A 21150-nucleotide genomic window follows, 5' to 3' on the forward strand; every position below is an offset into this window, starting at 1 on the left:
TGGCAAAATGACAAAGAGATGACGTCTTCACTTCACTCATTTATAAAACAGCATTTCTTTTAAATCAAAAGACAGGTTCACCATTGTGATCTGGCCGGAAAAACACCGACTGGCGAAGAGGCTCGCAAATCCCGGGATCGGCCCTTGCGCAGCCGGGTAAACAGGAGTAAAGAAAGAAGGAAAGAAAGGGTTATTCCGCGTATCTCAAGGAGGCCAGATGCCTTATTCACATCTGCTGGTTGCCGTCGCGCCAACGCCGGAGAGTCAGGTATTAATTAAAAAAGCGGTGTCGATTGCCCGGCCCGTGAACGCGAAAGTGAGCTTTATCACCCTCGCCACGGATCCGGAGCTGTATAACCAGTTCGCTGCGCCGATGATGGAAAATCTGCGCGAGGTGATGCAGGAAGAGACGCGTGATTTTCTCAACGAGCTGGCGCGTCACGCGGACTACCCGATAGAGAAAATGACCATCGCCTGCGGCGAACTGGGCCATCATATTAAGGACTTCTGCCGGTCGCACCAGGTCGATCTGGTGATCTGCGGCAATCATAACCATTCCCTTTTTTCGCGCGCCACCTGCTCGGCGAAAAATATCGTCGGCAGCTGCGGCGTCGATGTCCTGCTGGTTTCCCTTGAAAAGGGCTAACGCCGGTTAGCCCTTTTCCTGAACTAGGCCAGTTTAGGGAACGTGGCTATCTTCCCCCGCAGGCGGCTCTCCTCACTGCGCGGTGAAATATGCTGCAGATCGTCGACAAAGCGCGCCTGCCAGTTATGAATATCATTTTCTCTGATCACGTCCAGCATCGCAGAATGACGGGCAATACGTTCCGCCAGCGGCATGCTAAGGGCGCGATCCAGCGCGGCGGCAACCTCGTCGCGATCGTAGGGGTTGACGATCAGGGCGCTGGTCAGCTCCTGCGCCGCGCCGGCAAACTGCGACAGGACCAGTACGCCAGGGTTATCCGGATCCTGCGCCGCCACGTACTCCTTCGCCACGAGGTTCATACCATCGCGCAGGGGCGTCACCAGGCCGACGTCAGAGTAGCGGAAGACCTTCATCAGCAGCTTACGGTCAAAATGCTGGTTCAGATAGTAGAGCGGAGTCCAGCCAAGCTGGCCAAACTGGCCGTTGATGCGCCCGGATGCGGTTTCCAGCTGGTGGCGGATATCCTGATAGGCCTGCACATCGCCGCGGGAGGTCGGTGCGATCTGGGTATAACGGATCTTGCCGTGATGCTGAGGATACTTTTCGAGCAGCGTCTCATAGGCGAGGAACCGCTCCGGCAATCCTTTCGAGTAGTCAAGCCGCTCCACCGAGAAGATATTCTTCACGTTTTTGAGCTCGTTTTTCAGCTGGACCAGCTTCGGCGGCAGCGGACCTTTGGCGTTGCGCGTAATCTCGTCCGGATCGATCCCTATCGGATAAACCTCGGTGCTGAACGCCTTACCCCACGCCTGATAGCGTTTGTCTCCGAGGTCGGAGAGTCGGGTCTGCATGGCAATGCTGTCAAGAAATGCGGTTCTGTCGCTTTCGGTCTGGAAGCCCAGCAGGTCGTAATCGCACAATTGCTCCAGCAGCTCAGCGTGCGGCGGTAGCGCGTTAAAAATCTCCGGCGTCGGGAACGGAATATGCAAAAAGAAGCCGATTCGGTTGTTGACCCCACGCTTGCGCAGTTCGCTGGCGAAGGGCAGCAGATGGTAATCATGGATCCACAGCGTATCGTCTGGTTCGATCAGCGGCAGAAGCTTGTCCGCCAGCATGGCGTTAACTCGCTGATATCCCTCCCAGGCTTCGCGCTGGAAGCTGACCAGATCAAGACGATAATGGAAGGCCGGCCACAGCACGGCATTAGAGAACTGGTTGTAGTATTCATCATGGTCACGTTCATTAAGGTTGAACGACGCCCATGAAATATTTCCGCGGGAGACCTGCTTCAGCGGTTGCTGGTCATCGCCAATTTCGCCGCTCCAGCCAAACCACAGACCCCCTGCCGCTTTCAGTGCCCCCAGGATGCCGACGGCCAGACCGCCAGCGCTCGATTTTTTATCGTCCGGTAAGGCGATACGGTTAGAGACTACGACTAAACGACTCATGGTCATCCCTCCTTTCGGTTTGCGCGTCATACGCCAGATGTTGCAACCACGTCCTTACGGCGGCGGCATCCGCCAACCGCCAGTGCGCCTGGGTTTCCCCGGCGCCCACTTTTATCGACATTCCCTGCAGTTGATTAACCACGCTGAATCCCGCTTCGTCGGTCAAATCATCGCCGACAAAAACCGGTTCGCGACCTGCAAACGGCGCTTCCTGCATGAAGGCGGTGATCGCCTCCCCTTTGTTGACACCGCGGGGTTTAATCTCCACTACGCACTTGCCAAGCTGTAGCGCCAGCAGCGGGTAGCGCTGAACGATGCGCTGCGCCAGCTCCAGCACCGCGCTCTGCTGCTGCGGCGCCTGGCGGTAGTGGAGCGCGAAGGCCATCTCTTTACTCTCCAGCTCGCACCCGGGGAGCGCCTGCAATGCCGAGGTCAGCTCAGCCGCGATTTCATCGCGCAGAGCCGACGGCAGAGAGACAATATAGGTTTTACCATTGATATCACGGCGTTCAGCCCCGTGAACACCGGCCAGCGGTAGCTGCCAGGGATGGGTTAGCGCGTCAAGTTCAGACATTGAGCGCCCTGAAATCAATGCCACCGCCCCGCCCTGCTGCCGGGCCAGCGCGTTGAGCGCCTGCAGCGTGTTGTCGGGTATCACCACCTGATCGGGGTGCGGCTGGATATCGGCAAGAGTACCGTCGAGGTCAAAGAAAAAAGCGTAGTTTCCGGTTAGCGCAGGCGGTACAGATATCTGGTTATCCACCCTGTTTCCTCCTTATCATGGCCAGCCGAAGCTGGTTGTTAATTATATGTTAGCCATGTAAGTATAGACAGTGTGACCAACCTCGCCATTTTTGATAGATACCGCCAGCGAAACGGGCGCTGGCGGTAATTACTCTGTAGACTTAAAAGTTATGCCTGAAATCAGGCCGCACGTTTGGCTTTTTGTTTGTAGCGGTCAAAAATTACCGCCGCCAGCAGGATGACCCCGCGCACGACGTATTGTGAGAACGGCGAGATGTTCAGCAGGTTCATCGCGTTCTCCACGGTCCCGAGGATCAGGATCCCGGCCACCACGTAGGAGATCTTGCCGATCCCGCCCTTCAGCGATACCCCGCCCAGCACACAGGCCGAAATAACAATCAGCTCATAGCCAATCGAGGTCATCGGCTGGCCGCTGGTCATCCGCGACGCCAGAATGATCCCCGCCGCGGCCGATACCAGACCGGAGAGCACAAAGATAATAATCTTGGTGCGCACCACCGGAACCCCGGCCAGACGCGCCGCCTCTTCATTGCCGCCTATAGCCAGCGTATTACGGCCAAAGGTGGTTTTGTTTAGTAATAATCCGAAAACCACCAGGCAGGCGACCGTCAGCCAGATCGGCGCCGGCAGACCAAACCAGTTAGCGTAACCGAGGGTGAAGAAGCGTTCATCTTCGATCCCCACCGCTTTACCGTCGGAGATAATGTAGGCCAGACCGCGGACAATCTGCATAGTGGCCAGCGTGGTGATCAGGGCGTTGATCTTCAGGCGGGCAATGACAAAGCCGTTGACCAGGCCACTGATCGCCCCCAGCAGCAGACCGGCGGCAATCCCCAGCCACAGGCTTTCGCTCAGGTTAATCACCACCGCGGTAGTGACCCCGGCACAGGCGATAACCGACGCCACCGACAGGTCGAAATCGCCGGAGGCCAGGCAGAAGAGCATACCGCAGGCCACCATCCCGGACATCGAGATCGCCAGCCCCAGCCCCTTCATATTGACGAATGAGGCAAAGTTAGGCACAAAAATTACGCAGCCGATAAACAGCACCGCAAACACCACCAGCATGCCAAACTGATCCCAGATACGGGCAAAGCTAAAGGCAGAGCGGGTAGCGCCGGACGTAGTCACTGATGACATCATTTACTCCTTACTCAGGCGACAGCCTGACTCACTTTTGGCATCGCAAGGCTTAACGCCTGCTGTTCATTGGCTTCTTCATGCAGCAGTTCGCCGGCGACTTGCCCTTCACGCATCACCACGATGCGGTCGGCGACGCCCAGCACTTCCGGCAGGTCGCTGGAGGCAAATACCACGGCGACACCGGAGGCGGCGAGGCCATATATCACGTTGTAAATTTCATGTTTGGCGCCGACATCGATACCGCGGGTGGGCTCATCGAGCAGGATCACCTTCATCTCTTCCGACAGCCAGCGGCCCAGGATCGCTTTCTGCTGGTTGCCGCCAGACAGGTTCATGATCAGCTGTTCCGGGCCCGGCGTTTTAATGTTTAACGACTGGATATGTTGATCGGCGTTGTCCGCCTCCCAGGCGTTGTTGATCAGGCACCCGGCGTGGATATGCTTGCGCCGGGCGCTGATATTGATGTTGTCGCGCACGGAGTGAACCGGAATAATCCCCTCCGCTTTCCGATCTTCCGGGCACAGCATCATCCCGGCCTGGATGGCCTGGGCCGGTTTGCGAATGTCGACGGGCTGGCCATCGATATACACCTGACCGCCGGTGATCCGCGTCCCGCCGAACAGACCTTTCATCAGTTCGCTGCGCCCGGCGCCCACCAGCCCAAACAGGCCGACGATTTCGCCACTGCGCACCGAGAGGCTGACCGGCGTGCGTACGCCCGGGGCCTTCACCTCCTCCAGACGCAGCCGCTCTTCGCCGTAGGGGCGAGGTTTCCAGCCGTAGATATCCCCCAGATTGCGTCCCACCATCGCCTGAACCAGCGCGTCGTGGCTGACGCTCGGCATATCATCAAAGGTGCAGACGTAGCGGCCATCTTTAAAGACGGTGATGGCATCGCTGAGGGCAAAAATTTCTTCCATCCGGTGTGAAACATAGATGATGACGCGCCCCTCCTCCCGTAGCTCGCGGATAACGCGAAACAGGTTGTCGATCTCCCGGGCGGAGAGCGAACTGGTCGGTTCATCGAAGGCGATAATTTTGGCGTTACGCGCCAGCGCTTTGGCAATCTCCACCATCTGCCACTGGCCAATGGAGAGATACTTCAGCGGCGTCTCCGGGTCGATATCCAGCCCCAGATGCTCAAGCTGCAGGCGGGCCTCGTAGTTGAGCAGCGAGCGGTTGACGATGCCGCCTCTGTGCGGCAGCTGGCCAAGATAGATATTTTCGGCGACGGTCATCTCCGGGATCAGATGCAGTTCCTGATAGATAATCGCCACGCCGGCGTTGAGCGCCGCCATCGTATTGGTGAACGCCATCTGCTGACCGCCGATCTGCAGGTGGCCCGCGGTGGGGATGTAGTTACCGCTGAGGATTTTCAGCAGCGTCGATTTGCCTGCGCCATTTTCGCCCATCAGCGCGTGGATCTGTCCTGGGTAGCAGTCAAAACTGATATCGGACAAGGCCTTTACGCCAGGGAACGTCATGGTGATGCCGCGAAATGAGAGATAAGGGGTAGACTGTTGCATAACGACTCCGCTCTTCTGCACTCAGCCCCCGCCGCGGCGGGGGCCAGTTCAACCGGGCTGTTACAGCCCTTTTTTCGCCAGCTCTTCTTTGAAGTTATCGCGGGTAATCAGCACCACATCGGTCACCGCAGTGAACTTCGGCGGCTCAACGCCCTTGGTGACCCAGTTGTAGAGCATTTCGCTGGTTTTATAGCCATGAATATCCGGGCTTGGCAGCAGGGAGCCATAGAAACCGGTTGGCTGCGCCTTCGACAGTTCGTTGACGGCATCCACACCGTTGATGCCAATGCCAATCACATCCGGCGCTTTAAAGCCCTGGCCTTCAGTGGCACGCACGCCGCCGAGCACGGTGTTGTCGTTCATCCCAACGATCAGCCAGTGTTTAACCTGCGGGTGCTGGACCAGCATTGAGTTACCGGCGTCAAACGCCCCCGGGATATCGTTAGATTTTGTCGGAACGCGGTAGATTTGCGCCTCCGGGAAACCGGCCGCCTTCAGGGCATCGATGGAACCAGTGGTACGACGGCGGGCGGTGTCCAGCTCATCGGCGGTGATGGCCATCACCGCGGTGTCTTTGACATCCCAGCCGCGTTTCTGCATCTCTTTATACAGCTCCTGCCCCTGGCGGGCGCCGATTTCGCTGGCCGCCATCATCACCAGCGGCACGCTCTCCATCGGTTTACCTTTGGCGTTGACGAACTGGTCATCGACGGTAATCACCTTCATGTCATAGCCGCGCGCCTTAGCGACAATCGCCGAGCCGAGCTTAGGATCGGGGGTACAGATGACAAAGCCCTTCGCGCCGCTGGCCGCCAGGCTATCGATGGCGTTCAGGGTTTTCTCACCATCCGGCACCGCAATTTTAATGACGTCAAAGCCTATATCTTTTCCTGCTTTATCAGCAAATTTCCACTCGGTCTGGAACCATGGCTCTTCCGGCTGTTTCACCAGAAAACCCAATTTCAGGTTTTCCGCCATAGCTGATTGTGACATAACCGCTGCAAGACCAATGGCCGCCAGCGCTTTAGTAAATTTGTGCATGGTAAACTCCAGCTTTAATTCGCTTTCATGTAGGGAAAAATCGGAATTAACTTTTTTATCAGCATCAAAACAAGGCATTAGAAAAATCACATTCCCTACTGCCGTTGTTAGAGTAGTAATACCCGGAAATTATTTCTCCATACGAGAGCATTATCACATCGCGGAATTACAGTAATTGCGTACATAGATTTAGCAAAAAAAGACATAAAAAAAGACATAATTATCATACAATTTAACCGGCGAATAGCAGGATCATCTATACCACCAGCAGGGTTATCCCTGTGATGTCAGAGGGTGTTTAACAGAGGGTTACGGCACTGTTATATCCAGTGGCTAACGGGGTCGCAGCGGCGGTCAACTGCCTGCCGGCGCTGAAGATCAGCAGACGCGCGTCGCCAGTCCGGCATCGGCCGTTTTATATCGCGATAAAACGGATCTTTTGCGTAATTTATTCCGAATTGAAAAAAGATATTCCGGCTACATAAAAAAGCCTGCAACAAAAAATAAAAATAATTATCATCACCATGAAACATTGCTCTCTGAAATAATTTATAGCTTTGCGTTATACGACGAATCTCGTAGTCAAATACCTATAACTTATACCTGGCACACCGCGCTAGCGCCCCGGTCTACGCCGCCAATCTCCAGCCAGTCGTCATTCAGGAATAATCGTGTAACAAAACGTAAATTATCCATCTTGAGAGTTTTCTTAATTCCATTCAGCGAGTATTCTAAAATTGTCGGCAAGAGAAAAAATTACCCGACTCATACGGAATGTGTAGAGTTTTATTATTCTGCAACAGTGCAGCGCGCCACTCTTTTATCCTGTTGTTTACCGCAGGAACCGCTGACGCGCACCAGTAACCCCTTCCCGGTTAATAAGGATATTTTTATGGCAGTTCCAGGAATGGCACAAAAGCTAAACACCCAGATGAACCTTGAGTTCCACGCCTCTAACGTTTACCTGAACTTAAGCGAGTGGTGTGCCCGGCATCGCTTCGACGGCGCCGCGACATTTTTGCGCAACCGCGCGCAATGCAGCATCACCCTCACCATGCGCGTATTTGACTATCTGAAAAAAGCCGGCAGCTGGCCGATAGTGAATCCCGACCGCGCCTGTAATCCCGAATGTACCTCGCTGGAAGATCTCTTTACCCAAACCCTGGTCGATTACCGCCAGCGTAGCAGTATGCTGAGCGGTCTCGCCGAGGAAGCCAAAGCGCAGAGCGATGACAACACCTGGCGTTTTCTGACCCGGCTGGCGGAAGAGCAGCAGCAGGATGGGCTGCTGCTGCAAAGCGTGCTCGAGGAAATTCGCAACGCCGACAAAGCCGGGATCGGTATGGAACAGACCGATCGCCGTCTGATGGCCCTCGTCGGAGCGTCACAGAAACCCCATTAATCAGAGGTGTCGGGCCTTTCTCGGCCGATCAGGGGGAGCGCGTTCGCGCTGCCCCACCCTGTTTATTAATCCGTTATCGCTATACTCCCCTGCCATTTATTCCTCAAAAGAATAAAAAAGTTTTAACTCGATCCCATTCCCTCCTCACCGTTACCCCTTTGGGGGGATTAGTGAGCGCGGTCACTTTTTGTTGAGCCACAAAGAAATATAAAAACAGTGTTTCAAAAATATAAAACACGAGGTTTATTTTTTATGGCTCGATACACGGCTTCAGCCTCTGAAGGGCTGCAGGGAAGACCGATCTTGTTACGCCATCAGTTAGCCTACGGCGGCGGTAATCTGTTAGGGAGTGGCGCACTGGCGATAAGCGGGGCATGGCTACTCTATTTTTATACGACCTTTTGCGGCCTGACGCTGATCGAGGCCTCATTTATCTTCTCCGTCGCCAGCATCATCGACGCCATCAGCAACCCGCTGATGGGCTATCTGACGGATAACTTTGGCAAAACGCGGTTAGGCAAACGCTTTGGCCGTCGGCGCTTCTTTTTGCTGATCGGCATTCCTCTGATGCTGTTCTACCCGCTGCTGTGGGTAGAGGGCCTGAGTTTCTGGTACTACCTGTGCACCTACGTGGTGTTTGAGATCATCTACACCTCCATCATGGTGCCCTATGAAACGCTGGCGACAGAGATGACCGATGATTTCTCGCTACGCTCAAAGCTCACCGGCTATAAAGCCATCTTCGGCAAACTGGCCAACTTCCTCGCCGCGTTTATTCCCGGACAGTTCATTCTGCTGTACGGCAAAGATTCCGCCACCCCTTTCTTCCTCACCGGGCTGACCTACGGCGCGATCCTGATCGTCGCGATTACCTGCCTGTGGCTGTGCAGCTGGGAGCGCGAGCGTGCGGAAGCCGTGGATACCAGCGCGAAAAAGGGGCTGCTGAGCACCCTGCTGTCGCTGGCGAAAGACATGCGTTCCACCTTTTATCTGCGCGTGTTCCGCAAACATCTCGGTATGTACCTGTGCGGGTTTGGCGCGGAATGGCTGTTTGCCTCCATCTTCACCTATTTCGTGATATTCGTTCTGCAGCACGATCCGGCAATGGTGGCCGGGCTGAACAGCCTGAACTCGATTCTGCAGCTGATCTCCACCGCGCTGTTTATCGGCCTGTGTGTGAAAAAGGGCTTCAGCAAACCCTATATCCTCGCGCTGGGGATCGTGATTTTCGCAGTCCTGCTGTATACCTCGCTGTGGTTCTTCCATCTGCCGTCAGGCCTGGCGACCGTGCTGATGTTCGGTATTACCGTGCTGTTCGGCCTGGGGACCGGCGGGGTTTACTATATTCCCTGGACCGTTTACACCTTCCTCGCCGATGTCGACGAGATCTACACCGGACGCCGCCGGGAAGGGATCTATGCCGGCGCTATGACCTTCTCAGGGAAAATTCTGCGCTCGATTGTGGTGTTTTCGATGGGGGCCATCCTGAGCTTTTACGGTTTCCAGTCAAAAGCGCACAGCCAACCGGAAAGCGCCGTGACCGCCATCGCGGTGGTATTCTGCGTCGGTGTCGTCGCCTTAGCCCTGGCCGCCATCGTCTTCAGTAAGCAGATGAAACTGGACCGTAAAGCCCATCTGGTGGTCCTGCAGGAAGTCGCGCGGATTAAAGCGGGCGGTAAAATCAGTGATATTGCGCCGGAGGTGCGGGCAATCGTTGAGGATCTGGTTGGCCATCGCTACGAAGAGTGCTGGGGCAACAGCAAATTGTTTAAAACCGCTGAGGCTGCGCCAACGCAGACCGTGGTTTCCCATTAAAGGAAAAGGCCCCGTCGGTCACCCGCGGGGCCGGTTATTAATGCGTTTCTTCCTGCGGGGTAAACTTCAGCTCAATCAGGGCAATCGCTTTTTGCACCGCGCGAAGCGTCACCGGATCGGCAGAGGCCGGGTGGCTGGCGAAGTCGATGGCTTTCAGCTGACTGGTCATTTTTTCACGCACTTCCACCGGCGCGATGACGTCAATCACGTCGAGGATCTGCTTGATAACCAGCTGGCAGGCAACCACATCGGAAACCAGCTCGTCGTGTTCGGTAAGATGTTGAGACATTAATTACTCCTTTTTTCAGGAGCGTAATAGTACCCTAAATCGTTAACGATAATAAAACCTGCCGTGGCAGGTTTTTTTCGCCACCCGAGTGGCTGGCGGCACCTTTGCTGCCGCTTTGCAGAGGATCCCCTTGATGGCAGCGACAACATGAATACCGCGATCTCTTCCGGGAACGAACGTGCTTTTTCAGCCCCGGCGCTGCTGGTGGCTGGCGCCTTTTTTATGGAGTTTCTCGACGGGACGGTGATCGCTACCGCCCTGCCCGACATGGCGAGAGATTTTGGCGTTACCGCCGTCGAGCTGAATATCGGCATCAGCGCCTATCTGATTACCCTCGCGGTGCTGATCCCCGCCAGCGGCTGGATCGCCGATCGCTTCGGCGCCCGGGCTATCTTCACCCTCGCCCTGGCCATTTTTACCCTTGCCTCGATCTTTTGCGGCCTCTCCAGCGATATGCATATCTTTGTCGCCATGCGTATCCTGCAGGGGATCGGCGGCGCGCTGATGGTCCCCGTCGGTCGTCTGGCGGTACTGCGCACCACGCCGAAACACCTGCTGATAAAGGCCATCGCCACCCTCACCTGGCCGGCGCTGGTGGCCCCTATTATCGGCCCGCCTTTGGGAGGCTTTATTACCCGCTACGCCAGCTGGCACTGGATCTTCTTTATCAATGTCCCGCTGGGCGTCGCGGCGATTATCCTGTCGCTGCGCATCATTCCTGATATCCGCGAAGCAGAGCGGCGCGCCTTTGATATGACAGGGTTTATCACGACCACGGTGGCGATGGTCAGCCTGGTCACGGCGATGGAACGGCTCGGCGATCGTCAGCCGCAGATCTGGCCGACGCTGGCCCTCGCCGCGCTTGGCTTCGGCTGTCTGGCGTATGCTATCCGCCACTTCCGCCGGGCGACAGCGCCTATGGTTCGTCTGACGGCGTTGCAGGTGCCGACGTTCCGCGTGACGATGTACGGCGGCTCGCTGTTCCGGGCCTCCATCAGCGCGGTCCCCTTTCTCCTGCCGCTGCTGTTTCAGGTGGGGTTCGGCATGGATCCCTTTCACTCTGGTCTGCTGGTGCTGGCGGTATTTGTCGGCAATTTAACGATTAAACCCGCCACCACGCCGCTGATCCGCTGGCTGGGCTTTCGTCGCCTGCTGTTGATCAACGGCGCGCTGAACGTCTGTTCGCTGCTGGCCTGCGCGCTGCTCACGCCGCAAACTCCGGTCTGGGCGATCATGCTGATCCTTTATCTCGGCGGGGTGTTTCGCTCAGTCCAGTTCACGGGCGTGAGCACGCTGGCCTTTGCCGATGTCCCCACCGCGCAGATGAGTGATGCCAATACTCTGTTCAGTACCGCGTCGCAGCTGGCGGTGGGGCTGGGTATCACGCTTGGGGCAATCGGCATTCGCCTGGGTGAACAGGTCGGCGACTGGCTGCACCTTTCCGCCGTGCCGGGGATCAGCTTTCGCCTGGCGTTTGTGTTTATCGCGGTGATCTGTCTGGTGGGGATGTTCGACAGCCTGCATCTGGCCAAAACGGCAGGCAGCAGCGTGTCGGCGAAGAAATCGTAGAGGATGGAAGGGCCAGCGGCGCTGGCCCTGATAACGATTACCCGACGATCTGGCGGACAAACGCTTCGATCGCTTTATCCTGGCAGTTTTCGAAGAAGCACTGCTGGAAGCGAGGGCCAGAGACCGCGGTTTTCACCAGTTCCGGATCGATGGCGCGCAGGGTATCGAGATAATTTTCTTTGACTACCGCCGCTTTGACCTGGTTGAGGATCCCGGCATTACGCACCTGCGGTTCTTTGCGCTCCGGCGGATAGCCTTCGCCGTTACGACCGGTAAAGGCTTTTTCAAAGATAAACCGCACGTTCAGCTCGGCACCCCAGCCGAAACCTTTGGCAAACGGCAGCGACAGCGCGTTACCGTTGTTGATCTGGGCAAACAGGAACGCATCCGCCGGGTCGATACAGTAGCCGCAGACCACGCCAGGATGGATGTTCAGCGACATCAGCGCTCCCTGGCCGGTACCGCATCCTGTGACCACGAAGTCGACCGCCTTCGAATTCAGCAGGATGCTGGCCATGATCCCGAGGTGAATATAGGTCAGATGATGATCGTTCTCATCGCTCATACCGACGTTATAGACCGGAAATCCTTTTTCGTCGGCAACCGCGTTAAGCTCCTTGAGGATGATGGCGTTTTTGTTCGCCTGGCTGTTCTCCATCATCAGTGCAATCTTCATGGTTTACTCTCCTGAATGCTGTGCGGGCCTGCCCGCAGAATGTCATTGGCGTTGACTGCACTCTACTACCTGGAAAACAAACTTTCAAATTTTATGAAAAGTTGTTTTAAAAATTACGCAGCGCTTCACACTTTCGCCGCCTCTGCCGCTCAGGTTAGGGTGTCGCCCCCTCATCAGGACGACTCCGCCTGGCGCTCCCCGCCTCGCAATCCGCAGAGGCAGTCATTTCGCCTCCGCAAAAAACCAATAATAAATTAAAACCATTCTCATTTATTATTAAACTGCCAATGCGTGTTATTCCCATTAGCATTTTAAATAAAATCTTTTTAAATTTACTTTTTGCAAATAATTAAATAACAAATTATAGTGGCAGCCGATAACATCTATATTTTAATTCCAGGAGCGCGACGATGCTGAAAACGGAAATGATCGACAAACTGAATGAACAGATGAATCTTGAACTCTATTCTTCTCTTCTTTATCAGCAGATGAGCGCCTGGTGCAGTTACCATAGTTTTGAAGGGGCTGCGGCCTTCCTGCGTCGCCATGCCCAGGAAGAGATGACCCATATGCAGCGCCTGTTCGACTACCTGACCGACACCGGCAGCCTGCCGCGCATCAACGCTATCGCCTCCCCGTTTGCCGAGTATGCGTCACTGGATGAACTGTTCCGCCAGACCTATGAGCACGAGCAGCTGATCACGCAAAAAATTAATGAACTGGCGCACGCGGCTATGACCAGTCAGGATTACCCGACCTTTAATTTCCTGCAGTGGTATGTCGCCGAACAGCATGAAGAAGAGAAATTATTTAAATCGGTAATTGATAAACTGACCCTCGCCGGGAAAAGCGGTGAAGGTCTGTACTTTATCGACAAAGAGCTGGCCACCCTCGATACGCAGAATTAATTGCCCGCGCCGCGACGCTTCTCCGTCGCGGCATTTTCAATGCTGACAAATCTTGTTTTCTGCGGTGGTAAATCCTGCCTCTCTGGCAATAAATTTGCCTTTCTGCTCTAAAAACGCCACCAGCTCCGCAGCGCTCAGATTTTCCGCCGAACAGGTGTGAAAGCGCGCCTCTGCGCCAAAGCGACGGTGAATGGCCGCCTCCAGCGAAGCCACCGTCCAGCACTCCTTCGACGCCAGCATCATCTGCAGCACTTCATGACCATGAATAGAAGACATAACCCCTCCGGAAAAAAACGCCAGCTTAGGCCAGACCGACGGCCCGCGCCTTGCGCCAGCGCAGGCTTTCATCCTTTCGACCTTGTAAAGTTTTAATTACAGAGCTTGTAACCCTGATTTGACGAAAGACGCATTATCCCCTACTCTGCGCGGCATAAATTATTGTGATTTGCTGTAGGGATAGCGAAAAGCGTGAAGAACCGCACTCTGGGCAGTATTTTAATCGTAGCCGGCACCACAATCGGTGCCGGAATGTTGGCGATGCCATTGGCCGCCGCAGGCGTCGGCTTTACCGTCACGCTGGGTTTACTTTTCACCCTGTGGGCATTGATGTGCTATACCGCCCTTTTGCTGCTGGAAGTCTACCAGCATGTCCCTGCCGATATGGGGCTCGGTTCCCTGGCGGCGCGCTATCTGGGCCGTTATGGACAATGGATCACCGGGTTCTGCATGCTGTTTCTGCTGTATGCCCTCACGGCGGCCTACATCAGTGGCGCCGGCGAATTACTCGCTTCCAGCCTCAACCAGTGGCTGGACTGGCAGCTGCCGCCGGCCGCCGGCGTACTGATCTTCACCCTGCTCGGCGGGGCGGTGGTGTGCATTGGCACCGCGCTGGTCGACCTTTTCAATCGCTTCCTGTTTAGCGCCAAAATCGTCTTCCTGGTGATTATGCTGGCTCTGCTGATGCCGCACATTCATCAGGTGAACCTGCTCACGCTGCCGGTTGAGCAAGGCCTGGCTCTGTCGGCCATTCCGGTGATCTTTACCTCTTTTGGCTTTCACGGCAGCGTGCCGAGCGTCGTCAGCTATCTGGGGGGCGATATCCGTAAGCTGCGCCGGGTGTTTATTATCGGCAGTTTTATTCCGCTGGTGGCCTATATTTTCTGGCAGCTGGCGACGCTGGGCAGTATCGACGCTCCGGCCTTTACCGCCCTGCTGGCGCAACATGCTGGTCTGAACGGTCTGCTGGAGGCGATCCGCGAAGTGGTAGCGTCACCGCACGTGGAGCTGGCCGTACACCTGTTTGCCGACCTTGCGCTGGCGACCTCCTTCCTCGGCGTCTCGCTCGGGCTGTTTGATTATCTGGCCGATATGTTTCAGCGCAAAAACAGCGTCAGCGGGCGTTTGCAGAGCGGGATGATCACCTTTCTGCCGCCGCTGGCGTTCGCCCTGTTCTATCCCCGCGGTTTCGTCATGGCCCTGGGCTACGCCGGGGTGGCGTTGGCCGTGCTGGCCCTGATGTTACCGGCCATGCTGGTCATGAAGAGCCGCCGACTGCATCCGCAGGCCGCCTGGCGGGTGGCCGGCGGCGCCCCGGCGCTGTGGCTGGTCCTGCTGTGCGGGATCGGCATCGTAGCGATCCAGTTCTGCATCGTCGCCGGGCTGTTACCGGCGGTGGGATAAAAGAAGGGGCCAGCTGGCCCCTTTTTCATTTCGCTAAGCAACACTGCTTATACTTTTTACCGCTGCCGCACGGACAGGGATCGTTACGTCCGACTTTCGTCTCATTTCTTACCGGCTGCGGGACCACCTCCGGCTGTGGATTCGCCATCCAGTACTGGTAAAGCGCCAGCGCCGCCGGGGTGATGCGCTCGATGCTGGCGATAAATTCATCCGCCGTCAGATTATCCAGCGCGGAAAACTGTTCTTCGCTACCGTGGAGCGCAATCGCCTCCAGCTCAGGCTGAAGTTCAGCAGGCAGCGTCGACCAGTCGCTCAGCGCCACGCCGCGCAGATAGCCAAAACACCACTCTTCAACGATGGTCAGCTCCTGACCTTCCGCTTCACGGGTGCCGAACAGCGGTTCGAACTGATCGGGATAAGACTCCAGCCGTTCGGCGATATCGCTCATATGCTGCAGCGTCAGATTGACAAAGCGATCGCGCTCGCGGTCGTTGGCCCAGCGTGGCACATTATCGGCACCACCCCAGATAGCCAGCAGCCACTGGGCGGGTTCGATAGCGTTGGGCGCCGAGAGGATCGCCGTCAACAGGCCATCCAGTTCAGAGACATCCAGAATAGCGCCTTCGGTGGCGTATTTCGCCAGCGTCTCGTCCAGCCATTCCAGTTCGTTTTCGTTTAAAGGTCCGGTATTCATTCACAGGCTCGCATGGTAAAAATCGGGCCTACAGTAGCCGAAATGCCGGCAGAAAGCCACCCGGCAGCGCCCATTGCGCCTGCGTCGACCCGACACAATCAGGCCAGCCCGTGCAGCGCCGCCGCCACGTCGCGACAGGCCTCCTCCCCTAACGGCAGCAAGGGGCGGGGAAGCGAGTCAGGATCACACAATCCCAGAATGGCCGCAGCGGCGACCACCACCCGCAGGCTGCCGCCGTAGCGGTCAAAGCACCGCCAGAGGGGCGCAAGTTGCTTATTCAGCGCCGCCACCTGTGCCGCATCGCCGTGACGGATGGCTTTCACCAGCGCCAGAGAGATACGTGGAAAGAGGCCGCCGCAGACCGAGTACCAGACCTCGCAGCCGGCCTGCAAGCCCGCTGTCGCGCGAACGTCACCGCTAACGCCAAGCGTCACGCCGCCAGGCAGATGACGACGCAGAGCCGCCACCCGTTCGCTCGCCTGCGGCGCGGGCAGACCGGGAATTTTTATCGAGGCGATGGCCGGTAAGGCAGCAATCTGCCCCTGCAGCTCATCCGATAACGTCACGTGGGTGGTACGGGGGTTGTCATACAGGCAAACCGGCACCGAGGCATGCCGGCAGACCTCCTCGTAAAAAGCGTAGATCTCCTCCGCAAAGAGCGGCTGATAGGACATCATCGGCAGGAGCAATGCATCCGCCCCGGCCTGCTGGGCATCCTCCACCAGCCGGAGCACCTCGCTGGTGGCGATGGCGCCGACGCCGACCATTATCGGGGTCGACCCGGCATGCGCCTTCGCCACCTGCACCACCCGCTTGCGCTGTTCACGACTGAGATAGGCGTAGCTGCCGGTTGAGCCTAAGATGCCCAGGGAGTCGACTCCGGCATCGGTAAGACGAGCAAGAAGACGAATAAACGCTTTTTCATCGATAGTTTGCTGATGCAGCGGCGTCAGCGGAAATGCGCAAAGCCCTGTGAACATGATGCCTCCGGCAGGCTGGATGAAGTGTCCGGTCGATAGTAGCAGGGAGAGTTCGTTTTGTCCTGGGACAAATGAGCGATTGCCGGTGACAATGGATTGTTTCCCACTACGTGGTGATCCCGTTCGCGAGATTGCCGCCGTCAGCCCAGGCATCGATAGCCACCAGATCCTGCCGAGGATATTCAACGACGCCGTGCCCTGCAGTCGCTATTTTTTGCTGGATTACCAATCTTAAATCAACTTGTCATAATCCCACGCACTTTTATGGCTATATATTTAAGCAGCAATTAAATAAAGCAACACTATGGCTTCAAGCGGATAAAAAATAGCAGATGACATCCAGAAAAAATATCTCAAAATATTATTAATAAAGTCTACGTATAAAACATTACTGGGTCGCCCCGCAGATCCTGACGGTCTTAAAAATTATTACCATGCAATTTCTGACAAGTCGCTTGCAGAATCAGCACAACTTCTTAACGCATCGCTGATGAATAGTGACGAGTTCAAGGGATTAACACCACCCAGAATGGCATTCGAGAATGTATGTATCCCGCCACATCCTGTATCAGGGATTGAAACTCAAGGACAATGGGCTGTGAAGCACATTGTGTCATTAGGAAGCCATTGTTTAACGTCGTGGACACTGAAAAAATTTAATCTGAAAAAAATCTCTCTGCCTTTTGACTGGATTTTTTCCTGCCCGGCGATGGTCATCGATTGCCTGAGGGACGATTTTCAGACTTTTTTAGACAAAAACGAATATAGCTCATTCATATCTTTTGATGCAAAAGGAATATTTACCTTTTGCAAAAAGGTTTTCTTATTCCCTGAAGTCCGTACCAGTACGATAACGCACTGGCCTACGCCCTGGTGATCAAGATAGCGATATGTAAGTCATGTATTTATAAGTTAAAAGAGCAACTGAGAGCTTACGCTCCTCGCTAACAGCGGACCTCACACTCAGTGAGTAAGTCCGCTCCTTGTTAGAAATGAACTATTTTAAGATGGCCATTCAATCTTCCAGCAAGCTCATTTCTTCAGAGAGCCACTGTCTCAGAATGCGTATTTTAAATGAATCCTGATTATCCGAGCGATAAACTAAATCGTATCCCCGCTCAGCCTTAAGTTTATATTGCGGAAACGGAACAACAAGCCTTCCGGCTGCTACATCATCTGCAACCAGAACACTGCGTCCCAGAGCCACACCTTCGCCACGTATAGCGGCCTCAGTCGCCATGCTGCCAAGGGTCCATAAGGGGCCGTGATGGCAGCAAAATTTTTTTTCTCCGGCCATTTCAAACCATGCCTCCCAGTTCGCCAGCATTCTATATTCATGAAGAAGAACGCAGTTTGAAAGATCCTTAATTTCTGTCAGACCATTTTGTTCTTTAAGAAAACCCGGACTACAGACGGGGGTAACAGTTTCATCGAAGATACGCTCATACGAAACGTCGCGGTAATGGCCAAGACCGTAACGAATGGCTGCATCTACCTGACCATCATTCAGATCCACATTACTGTCAGTAACATCCAGCTGAATATCAACGTCAGGATATCTCTGCCTGAACCGGCTCAGACGCGGTGCCAGCCACTTGCTGGCAAATGAAACCGTTGTACTGACACGTAAACTTTTTGCAGGATTCCTTTCGCGCAGACGCTCAGATTCCATCATTAACTCACTCAGAAGGCGGGTAACAATGCGATGATATTCAGCCCCTTCCTGAGTCAGTATTATCTGTCGGGTCAGCCTGAAAAATAGTTTTAACCCCAGATGCTCTTCAAGCTTCCGGATTTGCCGGCTTATCGCGCCATGCGTTACGTGAAGCTCTGTTGCAGCCAGTGTCATACTTGAGAGACGGGCTGTTGCTTCAAAAGCACGCAGAGTCTGCAATGGGGGGAGGCGATCAAATATCATACACGTGATAATAATTCACACGTACTGTGAGAACAAATGATTTGTCAGGCCAGAGTCCGAAAATCAAAATTAGCGCATAAAACATTCACATTGGCTTTATGATAATCGGAGGAATGATGGAAAGCTTGTTTGTCTACGGAACCTTGGGTCCTGGCCGACCTAATGCTCATATTCTTGAAAAGATTGGGGGGACATGGCAGGAAGGCCACGTTGGTGGTTCTTTATTAGATAAAGGCTGGGGTGCAAAGATGGGATATCCGGGGATCGTATTGGATGATTCCGGTAATCGTGTACAGGGTTTTCTCTTTACGTCAGAGAATTTACATAATCACTGGCACATACTCGATGAGTTCGAAGGTCCTGAGTATGAACGGGTTCCGGTAGAGGTAACCACATCTACTGGTCAGACAGTGCAATCATGTCTCTATATGCTCAAAGCATAAACTATGAGGCTTGTAGTGAGCAGGTTACACAATGGCCAGGGCACTAAAAATAAGTCGATTTGATGGGGAATTAAGTGACAGTACAACGAAAACAGGTTGACACATATGCCACACTAGTCATGACCTCACTGTGTATAGTTTGGGGAATACAGCAGGTCGCAATTAAAGGCGTAGCCGATGAAATTTCTCCAGCTCTACAAGTAGCAATCAGAAGTGGGGCTGCTGCTGGCCTTATATATTTATTAATTATTCTTAAAAAAACGTCCCTAGAAAATTTTGCTAATTACTTAATTCCAGGGGGAGCAGTGGGCATACTTTTTGGTTTTCAATTCCTGTTTGTTGCTGAAGGCCTGCGATATACGTCGGCATCGCACATGTCAGTATTCCTCTACACCGCGCCAATTTTTGCTGCTCTGGGACTACAGTTTTTTAGACCCGATGAACGGCTGTGTGCACCACAATGGATAGGGATAGCAATTGCTTTTGCAGGGATTTGTGTCGCGTTTCTGTCAGGTAAGGCTCCAGATGATAACTCCAGTAAGACTCTGGCAGGAGACATAATGGGGTTATTTGCAGGCCTATCATGGGGGGCCACTACCGTACTCGTCCGATGTTCCTCCCTTAGTGGGGCGCCGGCTTCTCTTACTCTTTTTTATCAACTTACAGGAGGTTTTTTACTTTTATCAGCCTATTCATATTTCTCCGACCAGAATCACTTTGAACCTGGCGCCGTCGGGATTGCTAGTTTAATCTTTCAAAGCGCAATAGTTGGTTTTTTGAGTTATTTAGCCTGGTACAGTTTAATGCACAAATACATGGCATCACAGCTCGGTATTCTCTCATTCATGACGCCTGTATTTGGGGTCATTACGGCAGTATTTTTTTTGAGTGAACAGCTACAGTCAGGGTTTATTTCAGGATCGATACTAATCCTAAGTGGCATAGGTGTTGTTAGCGGCTGGCCCTGGTTCAGGTTGAGATTTTTAACTGGTTCAGTCAACAAATAAAGATGACTGTCGGCCGGTTACAGGTAATCTAACAATGTCAGCGAGCCAGTTAATATGTGGCTGATTTAACTACCAATTTTGCTAAAATGCTTTATAGGTTCTCATACAGAAAATAAATCATCCTTAATGCATCATGCACAAGCTTTAGCCCTATCTATGTCTGCTTCTCGCTCGCAGCGGACCTTCAACATGGACAATTAGTCCGCGTCGTGCCAGGAGCGGACGTTGTTAAGCTTATGCTGTATGGATTAATGAAGAACAGACATTATATTTTGTCCTGATTGACTCGGGATGAAAGCTCCTGATGGCTCTCTTTTCGCTCGCTGTAGCGATCCGCAAGATAACCGGTTTGTCCCTTAAGCAGCAGCGTGATTTTAAACAGCTCCTCGGCTACATCGACGATGCGGTCATACCATGACGAAGGTTTCATTCGTCCGTTTTCGTCGAACTCTTGCCATGTCTTGGCTACGGAGGGCTGGTTGGGGATCGTAAACATCCGCATCCAGCGGCCCAGAATACGCATCTGGCTCACTGCATTGAAGGATTGCGAACCACCGCAGACCTGCATTACCGCAAGTGTTTTGCCCTGCGAAGGACGAACCGCGCCTTCTCATAATGGTATCCAGTCAATCTGCGCCTTCATAACCCCATGTCGCTCCGGAGAACTCCACACCATCCCGTCACACCATCTGACCAGACTACGCAACTCAGTGACTTTAGGATGCGTGCCCGGCGCATCATCCGGCAGGGGTAAACCGGAGGGGTTAAAGAATTTTACCTCCGCGCCCATCGCCATCAGCAGGCGACCAGCTTCTTCGGCGGCAAAGCGGCTGTAGGAGCGCTCTCTTACTGAGCCATAAGGAACGGAGTGAAAAATGCTACAACCTGTTCAGCTTTTCAAAATCTTGTCTGATGAAACACGGTTCGCCATCGTCATGCTTCTCCGGGAGTCAGGAGAACTGTGCGTCTGCGAAATCTGCGCGGCTATTTCCGAATCGCAGCCCAAAATCTCACGACATATGACTATCCTTCGCATGGCTGGGCTGGTTCAGGACCGTCGTGAAGGCAAATGGATCCACTATCGTCTGTCACCTCACATACCGGCTTGGGCTGCTGAGACAATCACGACGTCCTGGCAGTGAATGCGGGAGGATGTGCGTGACTGGCTTGATAAATCAGTCTGTACATCCTGCTGAGAAA

Annotated in this window: 22 protein-coding genes and 2 pseudogenes; 11 read left to right on the forward strand and 13 right to left on the reverse strand. The window is 54.3% G+C overall.

Annotated features, from left to right (window positions below; genetic code table 11):
• Nucleotides 1–217 precede the first annotated feature (217 nt).
• On the forward strand, nucleotides 218–646 hold the full coding sequence (gene uspC, locus ACOI7Z_RS08560; RefSeq protein ID WP_004203433.1) for a universal stress protein UspC: 429 nt from the start codon (nucleotides 218–220) through the stop codon (nucleotides 644–646).
• Between the two features lie 23 nt (nucleotides 647–669).
• Here uspC and otsA read toward each other — a convergent pair whose 3' ends face one another.
• The 5 genes from otsA to ACOI7Z_RS08585 form a co-directional block, all read right to left on the reverse strand.
• A complete protein-coding gene (gene otsA / locus ACOI7Z_RS08565; RefSeq protein WP_032453397.1) occupies nucleotides 670–2094 on the reverse strand; it encodes an alpha,alpha-trehalose-phosphate synthase in 1425 nt (474 codons plus the stop codon).
• Nucleotides 2069–2857 carry a trehalose-phosphatase gene (gene otsB, locus ACOI7Z_RS08570; protein WP_086075582.1) on the reverse strand — a complete coding sequence of 263 codons (789 nt, stop codon included), beginning with the start codon at nucleotides 2855–2857 and terminating at the stop codon, nucleotides 2069–2071. Before otsB ends, otsA begins: the two co-directional genes overlap by 26 nt.
• A 161-nt stretch (nucleotides 2858–3018) precedes the next feature.
• Nucleotides 3019–3999, reverse strand: coding sequence for an L-arabinose ABC transporter permease AraH (araH, locus tag ACOI7Z_RS08575; protein WP_023290266.1), 981 nt, complete (start codon nucleotides 3997–3999; stop codon nucleotides 3019–3021).
• A 14-nt stretch (nucleotides 4000–4013) separates the two neighbouring features.
• Nucleotides 4014–5528 carry an L-arabinose ABC transporter ATP-binding protein AraG gene (araG, locus tag ACOI7Z_RS08580; protein WP_032453398.1) on the reverse strand — a complete coding sequence of 505 codons (1515 nt, stop codon included), beginning with the start codon at nucleotides 5526–5528 and terminating at the stop codon, nucleotides 4014–4016.
• A 60-nt stretch (nucleotides 5529–5588) separates the two neighbouring features.
• A complete protein-coding gene (locus ACOI7Z_RS08585) occupies nucleotides 5589–6569 on the reverse strand; it encodes an arabinose ABC transporter substrate-binding protein (RefSeq protein ID WP_087849354.1) in 981 nt (326 codons plus the stop codon).
• A gap of 892 nt (nucleotides 6570–7461) precedes the next feature.
• On the opposite strand from ACOI7Z_RS08585, the gene ACOI7Z_RS08590 reads away from it, so the two are divergent.
• Complete coding sequence (locus ACOI7Z_RS08590) at nucleotides 7462–7971, forward strand: non-heme ferritin-like protein (protein WP_032453399.1); 510 nt, start codon at nucleotides 7462–7464, stop codon at nucleotides 7969–7971.
• Between the two features lie 103 nt (nucleotides 7972–8074).
• Here the strand turns inward: ACOI7Z_RS08590 and ACOI7Z_RS08595 are convergent, their stop codons facing one another.
• Nucleotides 8075–8209 carry a succinate dehydrogenase gene (locus tag ACOI7Z_RS08595; RefSeq protein WP_065805780.1) on the reverse strand — a complete coding sequence of 45 codons (135 nt, stop codon included), beginning with the start codon at nucleotides 8207–8209 and terminating at the stop codon, nucleotides 8075–8077.
• A gap of 65 nt (nucleotides 8210–8274) precedes the next feature.
• Here ACOI7Z_RS08595 and ACOI7Z_RS08600 point away from each other — a divergent pair, with 65 nt between their 5' ends.
• The gene (locus tag ACOI7Z_RS08600) at nucleotides 8275–9786 is read left to right on the forward strand and encodes an MFS transporter (protein ID WP_032453400.1); all 1512 of its coding nucleotides are present in this window, start codon (nucleotides 8275–8277) and stop codon (nucleotides 9784–9786) included.
• 37 nt (nucleotides 9787–9823) lie between these two features.
• Here the strand turns inward: ACOI7Z_RS08600 and ACOI7Z_RS08605 are convergent, their stop codons facing one another.
• The gene (locus ACOI7Z_RS08605; RefSeq protein ID WP_004203448.1) at nucleotides 9824–10075 is read right to left on the reverse strand and encodes a DUF2766 family protein; all 252 of its coding nucleotides are present in this window, start codon (nucleotides 10073–10075) and stop codon (nucleotides 9824–9826) included.
• A 147-nt stretch (nucleotides 10076–10222) separates the two neighbouring features.
• Between ACOI7Z_RS08605 and ACOI7Z_RS08610 the strand changes: the two genes are divergently transcribed.
• Nucleotides 10223–11644, forward strand: coding sequence for an MFS transporter (locus ACOI7Z_RS08610; RefSeq protein ID WP_087849350.1), 1422 nt, complete (start codon nucleotides 10223–10225; stop codon nucleotides 11642–11644).
• Nucleotides 11645–11681: 37 nt separating this feature from the next.
• Here the strand turns inward: ACOI7Z_RS08610 and ACOI7Z_RS08615 are convergent, their stop codons facing one another.
• Entirely contained in the window at nucleotides 11682–12320 is a 639-nt protein-coding gene (locus ACOI7Z_RS08615; protein WP_023290273.1) for an RpiB/LacA/LacB family sugar-phosphate isomerase, read from the reverse strand.
• Nucleotides 12321–12562: 242 nt separating this feature from the next.
• Here ACOI7Z_RS08615 and ACOI7Z_RS08620 point away from each other — a divergent pair.
• Nucleotides 12563–12673 (forward strand): annotated as a pseudogene (locus ACOI7Z_RS08620) (hypothetical protein); the annotation flags it as partial.
• A gap of 57 nt (nucleotides 12674–12730) precedes the next feature.
• Nucleotides 12731–13228, forward strand: a complete 498-nt coding sequence (gene ftnA / locus ACOI7Z_RS08625) for a non-heme ferritin (protein ID WP_004203451.1) — start codon at nucleotides 12731–12733, stop codon at nucleotides 13226–13228.
• 36 nt (nucleotides 13229–13264) lie between these two features.
• On the opposite strand, the gene ACOI7Z_RS08630 is transcribed toward ftnA, so the two are convergent.
• Complete coding sequence (locus ACOI7Z_RS08630) at nucleotides 13265–13504, reverse strand: YecH family metal-binding protein (RefSeq protein WP_023290274.1); 240 nt, start codon at nucleotides 13502–13504, stop codon at nucleotides 13265–13267.
• Nucleotides 13505–13696: 192 nt separating this feature from the next.
• Between ACOI7Z_RS08630 and tyrP the strand changes: the two genes are divergently transcribed.
• Nucleotides 13697–14908, forward strand: coding sequence for a tyrosine transporter TyrP (gene tyrP, locus ACOI7Z_RS08635; RefSeq protein WP_032428925.1), 1212 nt, complete (start codon nucleotides 13697–13699; stop codon nucleotides 14906–14908).
• Nucleotides 14909–14933: 25 nt separating this feature from the next.
• Here the strand turns inward: tyrP and ACOI7Z_RS08640 are convergent, their stop codons facing one another.
• Together ACOI7Z_RS08640 and ACOI7Z_RS08645 are read right to left on the reverse strand one after the other, a co-directional pair.
• A complete protein-coding gene (locus ACOI7Z_RS08640; RefSeq protein ID WP_087849351.1) occupies nucleotides 14934–15602 on the reverse strand; it encodes a YecA family protein in 669 nt (222 codons plus the stop codon).
• A 98-nt stretch (nucleotides 15603–15700) separates the two neighbouring features.
• The gene (locus ACOI7Z_RS08645) at nucleotides 15701–16582 is read right to left on the reverse strand and encodes a dihydrodipicolinate synthase family protein (protein ID WP_087849352.1); all 882 of its coding nucleotides are present in this window, start codon (nucleotides 16580–16582) and stop codon (nucleotides 15701–15703) included.
• Between the two features lie 529 nt (nucleotides 16583–17111).
• Here ACOI7Z_RS08645 and ACOI7Z_RS08650 point away from each other — a divergent pair.
• Complete coding sequence (locus tag ACOI7Z_RS08650) at nucleotides 17112–17459, forward strand: DUF1796 family putative cysteine peptidase (protein WP_087849353.1); 348 nt, start codon at nucleotides 17112–17114, stop codon at nucleotides 17457–17459.
• A 138-nt stretch (nucleotides 17460–17597) separates the two neighbouring features.
• On the opposite strand, the gene gcvA is transcribed toward ACOI7Z_RS08650, so the two are convergent.
• Nucleotides 17598–18500, reverse strand: coding sequence for a transcriptional regulator GcvA (gcvA, locus tag ACOI7Z_RS08655; RefSeq protein ID WP_205837371.1), 903 nt, complete (start codon nucleotides 18498–18500; stop codon nucleotides 17598–17600).
• A gap of 116 nt (nucleotides 18501–18616) precedes the next feature.
• Between gcvA and ACOI7Z_RS08660 the strand changes: the two genes are divergently transcribed.
• Entirely contained in the window at nucleotides 18617–18943 is a 327-nt protein-coding gene (locus ACOI7Z_RS08660) for a gamma-glutamylcyclotransferase family protein (protein WP_074442534.1), read from the forward strand.
• A 74-nt stretch (nucleotides 18944–19017) separates the two neighbouring features.
• Entirely contained in the window at nucleotides 19018–19950 is a 933-nt protein-coding gene (locus tag ACOI7Z_RS08665; RefSeq protein ID WP_137916232.1) for a DMT family transporter, read from the forward strand.
• A gap of 265 nt (nucleotides 19951–20215) precedes the next feature.
• On the opposite strand, the pseudogene arsH reads toward ACOI7Z_RS08665, so the two are convergent.
• Nucleotides 20216–20809 (reverse strand): annotated as a pseudogene (gene arsH / locus ACOI7Z_RS08670) (arsenical resistance protein ArsH); the annotation flags it as partial.
• 16 nt (nucleotides 20810–20825) lie between these two features.
• Here arsH and ACOI7Z_RS08675 point away from each other — a divergent pair.
• The gene (locus tag ACOI7Z_RS08675; RefSeq protein ID WP_065881114.1) at nucleotides 20826–21092 is read left to right on the forward strand and encodes a metalloregulator ArsR/SmtB family transcription factor; all 267 of its coding nucleotides are present in this window, start codon (nucleotides 20826–20828) and stop codon (nucleotides 21090–21092) included.
• Nucleotides 21093–21150 lie beyond the last annotated feature (58 nt).

Source organism: Klebsiella sp. C283 (assembly GCF_048822555.1).
Lineage (GTDB): Bacteria > Pseudomonadota > Gammaproteobacteria > Enterobacterales > Enterobacteriaceae > Klebsiella > Klebsiella quasipneumoniae.

What these genes read in the sequence shown, in the direction of transcription:
- ACOI7Z_RS08650 (WP_087849353.1), top strand. Translation starts at nt 17,112, where the DNA reads ATGGCATTCGAGAATGTATGTATCCCGCCACATCCTGTATCAGGGATT.
- ACOI7Z_RS08630 (WP_023290274.1), bottom strand. Translation starts at nt 13,504, where the DNA reads ATGTCTTCTATTCATGGTCATGAAGTGCTGCAGATGATGCTGGCGTCG.
- uspC (WP_004203433.1), top strand. Translation starts at nt 218, where the DNA reads ATGCCTTATTCACATCTGCTGGTTGCCGTCGCGCCAACGCCGGAGAGT.
- ACOI7Z_RS08660 (WP_074442534.1), top strand. Translation starts at nt 18,617, where the DNA reads ATGGAAAGCTTGTTTGTCTACGGAACCTTGGGTCCTGGCCGACCTAAT.
- ACOI7Z_RS08675 (WP_065881114.1), top strand. Translation starts at nt 20,826, where the DNA reads ATGCTACAACCTGTTCAGCTTTTCAAAATCTTGTCTGATGAAACACGG.
- gcvA (WP_205837371.1), bottom strand. Translation starts at nt 18,500, where the DNA reads ATGATATTTGATCGCCTCCCCCCATTGCAGACTCTGCGTGCTTTTGAA.
- otsA (WP_032453397.1), bottom strand. Translation starts at nt 2,094, where the DNA reads ATGAGTCGTTTAGTCGTAGTCTCTAACCGTATCGCCTTACCGGACGAT.
- ACOI7Z_RS08590 (WP_032453399.1), top strand. Translation starts at nt 7,462, where the DNA reads ATGGCAGTTCCAGGAATGGCACAAAAGCTAAACACCCAGATGAACCTT.
- ACOI7Z_RS08585 (WP_087849354.1), bottom strand. Translation starts at nt 6,569, where the DNA reads ATGCACAAATTTACTAAAGCGCTGGCGGCCATTGGTCTTGCAGCGGTT.
- ftnA (WP_004203451.1), top strand. Translation starts at nt 12,731, where the DNA reads ATGCTGAAAACGGAAATGATCGACAAACTGAATGAACAGATGAATCTT.
- araH (WP_023290266.1), bottom strand. Translation starts at nt 3,999, where the DNA reads ATGTCATCAGTGACTACGTCCGGCGCTACCCGCTCTGCCTTTAGCTTT.
- ACOI7Z_RS08615 (WP_023290273.1), bottom strand. Translation starts at nt 12,320, where the DNA reads ATGAAGATTGCACTGATGATGGAGAACAGCCAGGCGAACAAAAACGCC.
- ACOI7Z_RS08640 (WP_087849351.1), bottom strand. Translation starts at nt 15,602, where the DNA reads ATGAATACCGGACCTTTAAACGAAAACGAACTGGAATGGCTGGACGAG.
- ACOI7Z_RS08605 (WP_004203448.1), bottom strand. Translation starts at nt 10,075, where the DNA reads ATGTCTCAACATCTTACCGAACACGACGAGCTGGTTTCCGATGTGGTT.
- ACOI7Z_RS08610 (WP_087849350.1), top strand. Translation starts at nt 10,223, where the DNA reads ATGAATACCGCGATCTCTTCCGGGAACGAACGTGCTTTTTCAGCCCCG.
- ACOI7Z_RS08645 (WP_087849352.1), bottom strand. Translation starts at nt 16,582, where the DNA reads ATGTTCACAGGGCTTTGCGCATTTCCGCTGACGCCGCTGCATCAGCAA.
- araG (WP_032453398.1), bottom strand. Translation starts at nt 5,528, where the DNA reads ATGCAACAGTCTACCCCTTATCTCTCATTTCGCGGCATCACCATGACG.